This window comes from uncultured Sphingomonas sp. (genome assembly GCF_934560975.1).
GTDB lineage: Bacteria > Pseudomonadota > Alphaproteobacteria > Sphingomonadales > Sphingomonadaceae > Sphingomonas_I.
Genome location: NZ_CAKTFO010000004.1, coordinates 13,425 through 26,597, shown reverse-complemented (window position 1 = coordinate 26,597; position 13,173 = coordinate 13,425). Strand labels below are relative to the sequence as shown.

Annotated in this window: 9 protein-coding genes; 5 read left to right on the top strand and 4 right to left on the bottom strand. The window is 65.9% G+C overall.

The window, feature by feature from the left end:
* Positions 1–67 precede the first annotated feature (67 nt).
* A complete protein-coding gene (gene carB / locus Q0D93_RS04265) occupies positions 68–3,388 on the bottom strand; it encodes a carbamoyl-phosphate synthase large subunit (RefSeq protein ID WP_294391711.1) in 3,321 nt (1,106 codons plus the stop codon).
* Between the two features lie 42 nt (positions 3,389–3,430).
* On the opposite strand from carB, the gene Q0D93_RS04260 reads away from it, so the two are divergent.
* Positions 3,431–3,799, top strand: a complete 369-nt coding sequence (locus Q0D93_RS04260) for a DUF559 domain-containing protein (RefSeq protein WP_294391710.1) — start codon at positions 3,431–3,433, stop codon at positions 3,797–3,799.
* Positions 3,800–3,915: 116 nt separating this feature from the next.
* Here the strand turns inward: Q0D93_RS04260 and carA are convergent, their stop codons facing one another.
* The gene (gene carA / locus Q0D93_RS04255; protein WP_294391709.1) at positions 3,916–5,088 is read right to left on the bottom strand and encodes a glutamine-hydrolyzing carbamoyl-phosphate synthase small subunit; all 1,173 of its coding nucleotides are present in this window, start codon (positions 5,086–5,088) and stop codon (positions 3,916–3,918) included.
* A gap of 138 nt (positions 5,089–5,226) precedes the next feature.
* On the opposite strand from carA, the gene Q0D93_RS04250 reads away from it, so the two are divergent.
* From Q0D93_RS04250 to Q0D93_RS04235, 4 genes are all read left to right on the top strand, one after another.
* Positions 5,227–5,682 (top strand): GatB/YqeY domain-containing protein, encoded by a 456-nt coding sequence (locus Q0D93_RS04250; protein WP_294391879.1) that lies wholly within the window; start codon positions 5,227–5,229, stop codon positions 5,680–5,682.
* A gap of 59 nt (positions 5,683–5,741) precedes the next feature.
* Entirely contained in the window at positions 5,742–7,619 is a 1,878-nt protein-coding gene (dnaG, locus tag Q0D93_RS04245) for a DNA primase (protein ID WP_294391708.1), read from the top strand.
* Positions 7,620–7,635: 16 nt separating this feature from the next.
* A complete protein-coding gene (gene rpoD, locus Q0D93_RS04240) occupies positions 7,636–9,672 on the top strand; it encodes an RNA polymerase sigma factor RpoD (RefSeq protein WP_294391707.1) in 2,037 nt (678 codons plus the stop codon).
* 134 nt (positions 9,673–9,806) lie between these two features.
* Entirely contained in the window at positions 9,807–10,475 is a 669-nt protein-coding gene (locus Q0D93_RS04235) for a hypothetical protein (RefSeq protein ID WP_294391706.1), read from the top strand.
* Positions 10,476–10,588: 113 nt separating this feature from the next.
* Here Q0D93_RS04235 and Q0D93_RS04230 read toward each other — a convergent pair whose 3' ends face one another.
* Together Q0D93_RS04230 and Q0D93_RS04225 are read right to left on the bottom strand one after the other, a co-directional pair.
* The gene (locus Q0D93_RS04230) at positions 10,589–11,692 is read right to left on the bottom strand and encodes an anhydro-N-acetylmuramic acid kinase (RefSeq protein ID WP_294391705.1); all 1,104 of its coding nucleotides are present in this window, start codon (positions 11,690–11,692) and stop codon (positions 10,589–10,591) included.
* Entirely contained in the window at positions 11,692–13,158 is a 1,467-nt protein-coding gene (locus Q0D93_RS04225; protein WP_294391704.1) for a hypothetical protein, read from the bottom strand. Before Q0D93_RS04225 ends, Q0D93_RS04230 begins: the two co-directional genes overlap by 1 nt.
* Positions 13,159–13,173 lie beyond the last annotated feature (15 nt).

Genomic DNA, 13,173 nt, shown 5'->3' with positions numbered 1-13,173 from the left:
TCAAATCACCCACACACCGCCAGGTACAGGGCGATGCCCGCATCTCCGCACTATGTGGGCGCGTCAATCAGCCATGATAGGATTGGAGAGAGCGTACTTCAAGGCTCCGTTCCCGCAGCGCCGCAATGGCGCGGACCGCTGCTACGCCCGCCGCAGCCGTGGTGAAATAGGGAATGCGCGCCAGCATGGCGGAGGCCCGGATCGATTTGGAATCCTGCAGGGATTGCCAGCCCTCGGTCGTGTTCAGCACCAGCTGCACGCCGCCATCCTTCAGCCGATCGACGATATGCGGGCGACCTTGCGCCACCTTGTTCACGCGTTCGACCGCAAGCCCCCGCGCGTTCAGATATTCGGCGGTGCCATCGGTCGCGACGATGCTGAAGCCCAGGTCAATCAGCTGTCGCACCGCCGGCTCGATCACCGCCTTATCCGTCGGCTTGACCGAGACGAACACGGTGCCCGACTGCGGCAGGACGGTAGAGGCGCCCAGCTGCGACTTGGCGAAAGCAGTGGCGAAATCTCGATCAATTCCCATGACTTCGCCGGTGGACTTCATTTCCGGTGACAATACCGGATCAACTCCAGGGAAGCGCGCCCAAGGAAATACCGCTTCCTTGACCGCGATGTGGTCCGGATTGCGCGGGATCGTGGGAAGGTCGGCCAGCATCTCGCCCGCCATCACCCGCGCAGCGATCTTCGCAACGGGTGCCCCCACCGCCTTGGCGACGAACGGCACGGTGCGGCTGGCGCGGGGGTTGACCTCGATCAGATAGACCTCGCCGTCCTTGACCGCATATTGGACGTTCATCAGCCCCCTGACCTTGAGCGCGCGGGCGAGCGAGTCGGTCTGACGCTCGATTTCGGCCACGATCTCGGCCGGCAGGCTGTAGGGCGGCAAGGTGCAGGCGCTGTCGCCGGAATGGACGCCGGCTTCCTCGATATGCTGCATCACGCCCGCAACCACCACGTCCTGGCCGTCGGACAAGGCGTCCACATCCACTTCCACCGCATCGCGGAGATAGCGGTCGATCAGCACGGGGCTATCGCCGGACACCTGCACCGCCGTCTCGATATAATGTTCCAGCTGTGCGGGGCTGTCGACCACCTCCATCGCACGGCCGCCCAGCACATATGACGGGCGGGTCAGCACGGGGTAGCCGATCCGCTCCGCCACCGCGAGCGCCTCCGCCCGGCTGCGGGCGATGCCGTTGGCCGGCTGCTTCAGGTCGAGCTTCGCCACCAAGTCCGCGAAACGCTCGCGATCCTCGGCCAGGTCGATGGCGTCGGGCGAGGTGCCGAGGATCGGGATGCCCGCCTGCTCCAACTCCTGCGCGAGTTTGAGTGGGGTCTGGCCGCCGAACTGGACGATCACGCCGACCAGCTCGCCCGACTGCTGCTCGACATGCAGGATTTCCAGCACGTCCTCGGCCGTCACCGGCTCGAAATAGAGGCGGTCGGACGTGTCATAGTCGGTGCTGACCGTTTCCGGGTTGCAGTTGACCATGATCGTCTCGAACCCGGCATCGCTCAGCGCGAAGCATGCGTGGCAGCAGCAATAATCGAACTCGATCCCCTGCCCGATCCGGTTGGGACCACCGCCGAGGATGACGATCTTGCGCTTGTCGGACGGCTGCGCCTCATTCTCCGGTTCGCCGAAGGCCGGGGCCTCGTAGGTCGAGTACATGTAGGGCGTCTTGGCCTCGAACTCGGCCGCGCAGGTGTCGATCCGCTTGAAAACGGGACGCACGCCCAGTTTGTGGCGGTGCGCGCGCACTTCCGCTTCGGTGACGCCCCCGGTCATGCCGGCGATCGCGTCATGGACGATACCGCCGCCCCGCGCCTGCGCCCGCCGCATCCCGGCCAAGTGCACGGAGTTGAGCGCCAGCCAGCCCAGCTTCTTGTCCGAAAAGCCCATCGCCTTCAGCTTGCGCATGCCCGCGGCATCGTTGGGCAGGCCGTCGCGGCACACCTGCTCCTCGGCGGCCACGATCTCGTCCAGCCGCTCGATGAACCAGGGGTCGTACTTGGCGATGCGGCACACATCCTCGACCAGGAAACCTTCACGCAGCGCCTGGGCGGCGATCAGCAGCCGGTCGGGCGTGGGCTCGGCCAAGGCCGCCTCGATCTCGGCGCGCGGCGCGCCCTTCAGGCGATCGACCACGTTCAGGCCGGACAGACCGGTTTCGAGGCCACGCAACGCCTTTTGCAGGCTTTCGTGGATGTTGCGGCCGATCGCCATCACCTCACCCACCGACTTCATGGCAGTGGTCAGGTGGTCGGACGCGCCCTTGAACTTCTCGAACGCGAAACGCGGAATCTTGGTGACGACATAGTCGATCGTTGGCTCGAACGAGGCGGGCGTCGCGCCGGTGATGTCATTGTCGATCTCGTCCAGCGTGTAGCCGACCGCCAGCTTGGCCGCGACCTTGGCGATCGGAAAGCCGGTTGCCTTGGATGCCAGCGCCGAGGAGCGGCTGACGCGCGGGTTCATCTCGATCACGACCAGGCGGCCGTCCTTCGGATTGACCGCGAACTGGACGTTGGAACCCCCTGTTTCCACGCCGATTTCACGCAGCACCGCGATACTCGCGTTGCGCATGATCTGATATTCCTTGTCGGTCAGCGTCAAGGCTGGCGCGACGGTGATGGAGTCACCGGTATGGATGCCCATCGGATCGACATTCTCGATCGAGCAGATGATGATGCAATTGTCGTTGCGATCCCGCACGACCTCCATCTCATATTCCTTCCAGCCGAGGACGCTTTCCTCGACCAGCACCTCGGTCGTCGGAGAGAGATCAAGGCCCGATGTCACGATCTCGATGAATTCCTGCCGGTTGTAGGCAATGCCGCCGCCCTGCCCGCCCATGGTGAAGCTGGGGCGGATAATGGAGGGGAGCTGCACGAACTCCAGCGCATCCAGGGCTTCTTCCACCGTGTGGGCGATGCGGCTGCGCGGGCTTTCCAGCCCGATCTTGTCCATCGCGTCGCGGAAACGCTGGCGATCCTCCGCCTTGTCGATCGCGTCCGCATCCGCGCCGATCATCTGGACGCCGTATTTCTCCAGCGTACCGTCGCGGAACAAGGCGAGCGCGGTGTTGAGCGCGGTCTGGCCACCCATGGTCGGCAGGACGGCGTCGGGCCGCTCCTTCTCGATGATGCGGGCGACCACCTCGGGCGTGATCGGCTCGATATAGGTCGCGTCGGCCATGTCCGGATCGGTCATGATCGTCGCCGGGTTCGAATTGACGAGGATGATGCGATAGCCCTCCTCGCGCAGCGCCTTGCAGGCCTGCGTCCCCGAATAGTCGAACTCGCAAGCCTGACCGATAACGATCGGACCCGCGCCGATGATGAGGATAGAGGAGATGTCGGTGCGCTTGGGCATGATTTATCGAATACCTGTAGCCCTCTCCCTTGAGGGAGAGGGTTGGGTGAGGGTGATCCGGCGGTGACGGAGAAACGATTGACGTCTTTCGCGCGCATGCTGCGGAACGAAGCAACCAATGTCGAAGCGATGCTGTGGCAGCGGCTGCGCAATCGGCAGATCGAAGGCGCCAAGTTCGTGCGCCAGCTTCCGATCGGGTTCTACATCGCCGACTTCGCCTGCCGTTCGGCGCGGCTGGCGATCGAGCTGGATGGTGGCCAACACTCCGCCAGCGTGACGGACGTGGAACGCACCCGTATCATCGAGGCACATGGCTACGTCGTAATCCGCTTTTGGAACAACGATGTAGTCGAGAACATCGACGGCGTTCTGGAGGAGATCAGGGGCGCGATCCTGAACGCTCGCGCTTGAGCCCTCTCCCATTTGGGAGAGGGTTGGGTGAGGGCACCCTGCCTTCGAGATTGCACGCTCGCCTGCGCCTCGCTCCCCCTCACCCCAGCCCTCTCCCCGCTGAGGAGAGGGAGCTTTCACGAGGCGCTCCGCAACTGGTTCACGAACTGCTCGAACAGGTAATGGCTGTCCTGTGGGCCGGGGCTCGCCTCCGGGTGGTATTGCACGGAAAAAGCGGGCTTGTCCTTGAGGCGCAGGCCGGCGAGGCTGCCGTCGAACAAGGAGAAGTGGGTCGGCTCGACCGTGTCGGGCAGGGTTTCGGTCAGCACCGCGAAGCCGTGGTTCATGCTGGTGATCTCGACCCGGCCGTCGTCCGACCGCTTGACCGGGTGGTTGGCACCGCGATGACCCTGGTGCATCTTCGCGGTCTTGGCGCCGACCGCCAGACCCAGCAATTGGTGGCCAAGGCAGATGCCGAAGATCGGCGTACCGATTTCCAGCAATTCGCGGATGACAGGCACCGCATATTGGCCGGTCGCGGCGGGATCGCCAGGGCCGTTGGAGAGGAACACGCCGTCGGGCGTGTGCGCCATCACATCATCAATGGTGGCGGTTGCCGGCACCACCGTCACCCGCGCGCCCGCCGCCACCAGGTTGCGCAGGATGTTGCGCTTGAGCCCGAAATCGATCGCGACGACATGCGGTCCATCGGGATTGGCGGCATGGGTCGCATAGCCCTGCCCCAGCGTCCACAGCCCGTCGTCCCAGCGGTAGCTCTGGGTCGAGGACACCTGCCTGGCGAGATCCATGCCTTCCAGGCCCGGCCAGTCGCGTGCCTGCGCCACAAGCGCATCAAGGTCGAACTCGCCCTTGGCATTGTGCGCGATCACGCCGTTGGGCGCGCCGCCCAAGCGGATGGCGCGGGTCAGCGCGCGCGTGTCCACACCCGCCAGGCCGATGCGGCCATTGTTGCGCAACCAGCCGTCGAACCGCTGGGTCGAGCGGAAGTTGGACGGATCGGTCACATCCTCGCGCACGATGCAGCCCAAGGCGTGGGGGTTGATCGCCTCCACATCCTCCGGGTTCGCGCCGACATTGCCGATATGGGGGAAGGTGAAGGTAACGATCTGCCCGGCATAGGACGGATCGGTCATGACCTCCTGATAGCCGGTCATGGCGGTGTTGAAGCACACCTCGCCGACGGCGGCCCCTTCGGCCCCGAAGCCGCGGCCCCAGATAACCGAACCATCGCCAAGGACGAGAACGCCCGTGGCTCCTTCCGGCGCGCGTGATGGCGTGGCGTCGGCCATGATGGGCAGGCACTCCTTGTGGCATGTGGCGATGTCGCTAAGCGCCGCCCGCTAAACCGCATCGGCGGGGTGGTCAACTCTACCAAGTCGAGCCGTGCCCCGCTAAGGTCGGGGTTTCCGATTAATCCGAGACATATGATGATCCGAGACGATGTGAAGACGGCGCAGGTCGCCGCGATGAAGGCCGGCGACAAGCCCACGGTGAACGCGACGCGCCTGATCCAGGCGGCGATCAAGAATCGCGACATCGAACTGCGCACCGCCGCCACCACGCCCGACGACGACGTGCTGGTCACCGAAGTGCTGCAAAAGATGATCAAGCAGCGCCGCGAATCGATCGACCTCTACCAGAAGGGCGGCCGTCCGGAACTGGCCGACGCGGAGCAGGTCGAAGTGGCGGTGATCGAACGCTTCCTCCCCGCGCAGATGAGCGAGGACGAGGCCAAGGCCGCGATCGACGCGATCGCAACCGAACTCGGCGCCGCATCGGTCAAGGACATGGGGCGCGTGATGGCGGCGGTGAAGGAACGCCATGCCGGCGCCATGGACATGAGCAAGGCCAGCGCGCTGGTGAAGGCGCGGCTGGCCTGCTGAACCGCCCCGGTCCTTTTCCCTTCCCGCCGGGCCGGATTGATGCTAGTTAAAATCCGGCCATGGCGTCTGCCGCTCAGGCATCTCGAACCGACAGCGGACAACCGCGTCGCCCCGGTGGTGGCGGCGGGTTGCTGTCGCCCGCATTCATCGACGAACTGCGTAACCGCACATCGCTGTCCGGACTGATCGGCAAGTCGGTCAAGCTTCAGAAAGCGGGTCGCGAGTATAAGGGCTGCTGCCCCTTCCACAATGAGAAGACGCCCAGCTTCTACGTCAATGACGAGAAGGCGTTCTACCATTGCTTCGGCTGTGGGGCGCATGGCGACGCGATCCGTTTCCTGACGGAAGCCAAGGGCCTGCCCTTCATGGATGCGGTCAAGGATCTGGCCCAGGCGGCCGGGTTGGAGCTGCCCGCGCCCGATCCCGCCGCACGCGCGCGGGCGGAGCGGGCCAGCGGGCTGGTCGGCGTGAGCGAAGCGGCGGCGGCCTGGTTTCGCAAGCAGCTGGACGGGATCGAGGGCGCGGCGGCGCGCACCTATCTCGACAAGCGCGGCATCGGCGCGCACGCCCGCGAGACGTTCGGCATCGGCTTCGCGCCGGATGGCCGCAACCGGCTTGCCCCCGCGCTGGACCCCGTCAAGGAAGCGGAACTGGTCGAGGCCGGGCTGCTGATCAAGCCGGACGATGGTGGCCGCGCCTATGACCGGTTCCGGGGCCGCCTGATGATCCCGATCCGCGACGCGCGCGGGCGGACCATCGCCTTTGGCGGGCGCATCCTGGACCAGGGCGAGCCCAAATATCTGAACTCGCCGGACACGCCTTTGTTCGACAAGGGCCGCACCCTGTTCAACCTCGACCGCGCCGGCCCGCTCGCGCGCAAGAGCGGACGGGCAATCGTGGTCGAAGGCTATATGGACGTGATCGCGCTGGATCAGGCGGGGATCGGCGAGGCGATGGCCCCGCTCGGCACCGCCCTGACCGAGGCGCAGATGGCGCGGCTGTGGACCCTCACGGATGCGCCGGTCCTGTGCTTCGACGGCGACGCGGCCGGGCGCAAGGCGAGCCTGCGCGCCGCCCATCGCGCCCTCCCCATCCTGCGTCCCGGCAAGACCCTGCGCTTCGCCATGCTACCCGCCGGCAAGGATCCCGACGATCTGGTGCGCGACGGCGGGGCAGATGCATTCGAGGCCGCGATCGCCGATCCGGTGCCGCTGGACGTGCTGCTCTACCAGGAAGCGCGCGAGGCCGCCGACATGGACCGGCCGGAGGCACGCGCCGGCCTGCGCCAGGCGCTGAACGAACTGGCGGCGAGTTGCGGCGACAAGCTTGTGGCGGAGGAATATCGCCGCTCGCTGACCAGCCTGTTCTTCGAGGATTTCGGGTGGAACAAGGCCGAGCGGCGCACCATCGCCAGCGCCGTGCTGCGCGCCGGCGCGACCGAGAAGCCGCGTGACCTGCGCGACGCCTATGTCGAGGGGCTGCTCTATGGTTTGTCGCGTCAGCCGGGGCTGATCGCGGACCATATGGATCAGCTGGGCGGCCTGCCGATCGCGGACGAAAAGCTCGATCGCTGGCGGCGGGCGCTGATGGATGCCGCGTGGCGCCACCCGGCTCTTGATAGCGACGCAATTCCCTCCATATTGGAAACTGCGTTGTTGCCTGAAGTTTTGCAGTTCAACCTACAGCAGCGGCTGCGTTTCCCGTTTATCGGAACGGACGGATCGCTGGCCGCGGAACAGCTGGGGGCATTGATCGACATGCTGTGCGCCGAGCGGGAGCTGGGCGAGCAGCTGGCGATGTTGAACGCAGAGGCGCAGGGCGCGGTGGCGAACGGCAACGAAGATCGCTACGGGCGCGTCGAATCGGAGCGGGCCGATATTCGTGAACAGCAGGCGCGCCTGCTGGAGCATGCATTCGGCCTGGGCCAGCAAGATTGAGGGTATAAGAGGTAGCATGGCGAAGAACGGCATGACGGCGGATGCTGGCGAAAAGGTCGATGGCGGCGATGCACCACTGCTCGACCTCAACGAGGCATCGCTCAAGAAGCTGATCGCGCGCGCGAAGAAGCGCGGCTACATCACCTATGACGAACTGAACGAGGCGCTGCCGCAGGATCAGATGTCGTCCGAGCAGATCGAGGACGTCATGTCCGCCCTCAACGAGATGGGCGTCAACGTCGTCGAAAACGAGGAAGCCGGCGAGGATGGCGACAGCCCGCCGCAGGAGGAGGAATCCTCCGACGAGGGGCTGGACGGCAGCGACGAGGCGGTCGCCACCTTCACCGCCACGCCCAAGAAGGAAACCGTGGATCGCACCGACGATCCCGTCCGCATGTACCTGCGCGAAATGGGTGCGGTGGAATTGCTGTCGCGCGAGGGCGAGATCGCCATCGCCAAGCGGATCGAGGCGGGTCGCGACACGATGATCCAGGGGCTGTGCGAAAGCCCGATCACGTTCAACGCCATCATCGACTGGTCGACCCAGCTGAACGAAGGCACGATGCAGCTGCGCGAGATCCTGGATCTCGACGCCATGGTGTCCAAGGGCCCGACCGCCGAGCAGGTGGAAGGCGCCGAGGACGAGGGCGACGAGATCAGCGAGAAGTCGACCGGTCCGTCCTTCAAGGAAGAGGAAGAGCCGGAGGAAACCCCGTCCGAGGATGACGAGGATTCCATGGTGGAGCGGCGCGCGCCCCGTCCGTCGGACGACGAGGAAGAGGATAACACCCTCAGCCTAGCGCAGATGGAAGAACAGCTGAAGCCGCAGGCTTTGGAGAAGTTCGCCACCATCACCGACCTCTACCAGGCATTTTCCAAGCTGCAGGCGAAGCGGGTCGCGGCGCAGGGCCTGGGCAACAACTTCCCGGCTGCGGAAGAAACCAAGTATCAGGACCTGCGCGAGCAGCTGACCGCGGAAGTGGAAAGCGTGAAGTTCCACGGCGCCAAGATCGAGCATCTGGTCGACCAGCTTTATTCCTACAACCGCCGCCTGACCGCGCTGGGCGGGCAGATCCTGCGCTTGGCCGAGCGCCACAAGGTGCCGCGCAAGGACTTTCTGGATCGCTATGTCGGCCATGAAACCGAGGAGGGCTGGGTTCAGTCCGTCGCCGGGATCGACCGCAAGTGGACCGCATTCGCGACGGAGGAAGCCCGCCCGGCCGAGCGCATTCGTGCCGAGGTGAGCGAGATCGCTCAGGCGACCGGCATGGCGCTGACCGAATTCCGGCGCATCGTCAACATGGTGCAAAAGGGCGAACGCGAGGCGCGCATCGCCAAGAAGGAGATGGTGGAGGCCAACCTGCGCCTCGTCATCTCGATCGCCAAGAAGTACACCAATCGCGGCCTGCAGTTCCTGGACCTGATCCAAGAAGGCAATATCGGCCTGATGAAGGCAGTCGATAAGTTTGAATATCGTCGCGGCTACAAATTCTCGACCTATGCGACGTGGTGGATCCGGCAGGCGATCACCCGCTCGATCGCGGACCAGGCGCGCACCATCCGCATCCCGGTCCATATGATCGAGACGATCAACAAGCTGGTCCGCACCAGTCGCCAGTTCCTGCACGAAACCGGCCGCGAGCCGACGCCGGAGGAATTGGCCGAACGCCTCTCCATGCCGTTGGAGAAGGTGCGCAAGGTGATGAAGATCGCCAAGGAGCCGATCAGCCTCGAAACGCCGATCGGCGACGAGGAAGACAGCCACCTGGGCGACTTCATCGAGGACAAGAATGCGGTCATCCCGGTAGATGCCGCGATCCAGGCGAACCTCAAGGAAACGGTCACCCGCGTCCTTGCCAGCCTCACCCCGCGTGAGGAGCGCGTGCTGCGCATGCGCTTCGGCATCGGCATGAACACCGACCATACGCTGGAGGAAGTGGGCCAGCAGTTCAGCGTGACGCGCGAGCGCATCCGCCAGATCGAGGCCAAGGCACTGCGCAAGCTGAAGCACCCGTCGCGCAGCCGCAAGATGCGCAGCTTCCTCGATCAGTAAGGCATCCAGCCCGGCTGGTTCATCGCGGCCGGGCTAGCGTAACCGTAAAAGTAACCGGATCTTTACGCGTTCCCGATATGCCCTTTGGCTCAGTAGAAAGCTGTGTCGCCACGGCATTTTCGGGAGCAGCGTAGATGTCCGTCGCCATATTGCAAACAGCCCCCATCGAGTTCGGGGAGTTGCTGGTTGCACTGGCCGCCGCCGAGGGTAGCGCAAGCCACCCCTATACGCACAGCTACGAACTGAATGCCGATCCGCTGGCCAACCGCAACCTGGCCGACGTGCTCCACCTGCTGGCGATGCTGCACGGACCCCAGCCCGGCCTGATCGAGACCGCCGCCGAGCGCAACGTGCTGCCGGAGGCGGAGCGTTGGTTCAAGCAGACCGCCATCGCCTTTGCCGCCGAGCGGCAATTCCTGGCGCAACTGATCGTCTCCGCGGGCCCGGCGCCCAGCACGCCGGGCGAGGCGGAAACCGCCGCCGCGATTATGGATCAGCGCCATGCGATGGAGGTGATCGCCTCCTCCGATCGGTTCGGCTGCGCGCTGGGCGCCACCGTGGCCCTGATGTTCGACTGGGAGGCCATTCGCGCGGTGCTGGATACGGCGGCGGCACGGATCGGGATCGAGGCGCCCGACATGCTGTTCCCCGACGAAAGCGAGACGATCGAGATTCTGGCGAGCCTGACGCCGCAACCCCGGCTGGATCGCACCCTGAGCTTCGGCGCGCGCCAGCTGCTCGTGCAGCATCGCGGCCTGTGGGACGTGCTGGAGGCGCGGGCCGCCGCGCGCGGTCAGGGCTGATCGCGCACGACAGCGACCGGAGTCGACGGATGCAAGCCAATCCGGTCGACGTCGAACCTCGCTTATGCTGCTGCGGCGGCAAGGGCGTTGCCGCAGCCTGATCCGAACGGATCCTAACGGCGAGCAGTGTCCTTGGCGGCGCGGTAAAGGGTGCCGCCGGTCATCGCTTCCGCCACGCCGGTGGTGCCGGGGAAGCTGATCGCCCGGCCGTCCAGCGTCCGCAGCGCCATGTAGGCGAAGCCCTCCGCCTCCGTGGCGTCGCCGTTCCAGCCCAATGTCTCGATCGGCTCCGGCGTCAGACCGCAGGTATCCCCGATCATCCGCATCAGCGTCGGATTATGCCGCCCGCCGCCGGCGACGATCAGCCGTTGCGGTCGCCCCACCAGGCCGAGCGCCAGCGCCACCGTATCAGCCGTGAAGCGGGTGAGCGTCGCCGCGCCGTCCGCCGGCGACAGGCCACGGGCAGGCGCGATTGTGAAGTCCGCCCGGTCGAGCGACTTGGGCGGAGGCGCATCGAACCAGGGATTGTCGAGCATGGTGTCGAGCACGTCCAGCGCCACCTGCCCTTGCCCCGCGAGCGTGCCGCCCGCATCGAAGCGCGCGCCGCTGACCAATCCCATCCAGTCGTCGATCAGGCCGTTGGCCGGTCCGGTGTCGAATGCGATCAGGGCGCCATCCGCGCCGATCCAGGTGAGATTGCCGACCCCGCCCAGGTTCAGCACCGCCGCCGGCTTGGGGAGGGCGGCGGTCAGCGCCTGGTGGTAGACGGGAAGCAGGGGCGCGCCCTGCCCGCCGGCCGCCACGTCGGCACTGCGGAAGTCCGCCACCACGTCGATCCCGATGGCGTCGGCCAGCCGCTGGCCGTCGCCGATCTGCCATGTCCATCCCCGATCGGGCCGGTGCGCCACGGTCTGTCCGTGGAACCCGCATACCGCCACGTCGCCCGCCGCCACCCCGGCCTTGGCCAGCAGGGCATGGACCACGTCTGCATGAAGGTCGGTCAGCAATCGTGCGGCGTCGTCGATCGCGGGCGCCGGTCCCGGTCGCTCCATGCCGAGCGCCACGCGTGCAGCCTCGGCCAGGCGCGATCGCGTCCTGTCGTCATAGTCCAGGCCATGGAAGGCCACCGCCCGGACCCGATCCGCGCCATCGCTGTCGATCAGAGCCGCATCGATCCCGTCGAGCGACGTGCCCGACATCAACCCCACCGCCAGCATCAGGCCGCCACCTCCACCGAGTTGAACGAGTCCGGCGGCAAGGTCAGCTCCACCATCTGGCGCCCCAGCATCAGCTTCAGCGGCATGGGTTCGGCCAGGGGATTGTTGGCGATCGCCACCGCCCGCCCGTCACCCGCAAAGGCCAGCACGTCGTCATATCCGGTGATGCTGGTCGCCTCGATACGCGCCATGCCGGGACTGACGAAGTGGCTGAGATGTTTCATTACCCAATAATCCGGGTTCCAGGTGGCGCTGTGGGTGGCGGCATCCACCGTCAGCAGTGAGTTCTGCCGCCAGCCCCAATGGCTCGCTCCTCCCGTTTCCAGCGCCAGGTTCCAATATTGGTAACCGGTCGTGCCGTTGCGGAGATACTGCTTCATCAGCGACCAGCTGTAGCGGGCATAGCGCCAGTCGTTGCGGCCGTCGCCGCACTCCTGCTCGCTCTGGTAGATAGGCAGCGTGGGATGGGCCCGATGGATCGCGTCCACCGCCCCCTTGCCCGCCCATTGCACGCCCACCCCATTGATGGCGGGCCCGGCCTGCGGGTCGGCCAGCACCTCCTCAAGCAGGCGCGGGTCGGGCCGCTCCAGCGTGCCGAAGAATATGTCTACATCGCGCGCCGCCATCTCCTTGCCGAGATAGGGCAGGAAGCGGGCGAGACCCCGCGGTGTCCAGCAGCAGGAGGGGAAAGGCTGGGCCGAGTTGAACTCGTTCTGCGGCATGACCATCCCAATGGGAATGCCACGCGCCTTGTAGGCGTCCACGAACTTGCCGAAATAGCGGGCATAAGCGTCAAGATATTCGGGCTCCTGGATGAACCAGTCCGCCCCTTCCCGGCCCTCCGCGCCCTGCGGCAGGCCGTTGTCGGGCATGCCGGGCTGGCTGTGCGCCATCGCATAATGGCCGTTGCGCTTCATCCAACTGGGCGGGCTCCACGGCGAGGCCCAGAGTTTCAGGTCCGGCTGGTGCTTGCGCGCGGCGCGGATGAAGGGAACCAGCCCGGTATCGTCCCGCGCGACCGAGAAGGTGCGCAACGCCAGATCGTCGGGCGTTTCGTCATACGAATACCATCCGCGCGCGAAATCGTTGGCGCCGATCGGCATCCGGCAGAGCGTGAAGCGCGCCCCGTCCGGACCGAACAGCTCGGCCATCACCTCCTCGCGCCCGTCATCCGACAACAGCAGCAGCGCATCCCAGCCCATTTCGTTGAAGCAGCCGCCGAAGCCGGCCATGATCTGGTGCTGCTTTCCCGCGTCCAGCGTGACGTCGCCGGTCTCGCCCGGCTGGGCCTGGCGCAGAATGGCGCCCTCCACATCCTTCCACGGCTGGTCGCGCGTCGTCACGACCCAGCGCAGCGTCGGCTCGCCCGCCCCGCCCTGCGCCCTGGCAAGCGCCGGAATGCCGGCGGACAGGCCGGCGAGCATCATGGCATGCAGCAATGCCCGGCGATCAAGATCCAGCGACATGGCGCCGCTATGCGC

Excerpts from the sequence above, each read along its gene's own strand:
- carB (WP_294391711.1), bottom strand. The coding sequence starts at position 3,388 with ATGCCCAAGCGCACCGACATCTCCTCTATCCTCATCATCGGCGCGGGT.
- carA (WP_294391709.1), bottom strand. The coding sequence starts at position 5,088 with ATGGCCGACGCCACGCCATCACGCGCGCCGGAAGGAGCCACGGGCGTT.
- Q0D93_RS04250 (WP_294391879.1), top strand. The coding sequence starts at position 5,227 with ATGATCCGAGACGATGTGAAGACGGCGCAGGTCGCCGCGATGAAGGCC.
- dnaG (WP_294391708.1), top strand. The coding sequence starts at position 5,742 with ATGGCGTCTGCCGCTCAGGCATCTCGAACCGACAGCGGACAACCGCGT.
- rpoD (WP_294391707.1), top strand. The coding sequence starts at position 7,636 with ATGGCGAAGAACGGCATGACGGCGGATGCTGGCGAAAAGGTCGATGGC.
- Q0D93_RS04235 (WP_294391706.1), top strand. The coding sequence starts at position 9,807 with ATGTCCGTCGCCATATTGCAAACAGCCCCCATCGAGTTCGGGGAGTTG.
- Q0D93_RS04230 (WP_294391705.1), bottom strand. The coding sequence starts at position 11,692 with ATGCTGGCGGTGGGGTTGATGTCGGGCACGTCGCTCGACGGGATCGAT.
- Q0D93_RS04225 (WP_294391704.1), bottom strand. The coding sequence starts at position 13,158 with ATGTCGCTGGATCTTGATCGCCGGGCATTGCTGCATGCCATGATGCTC.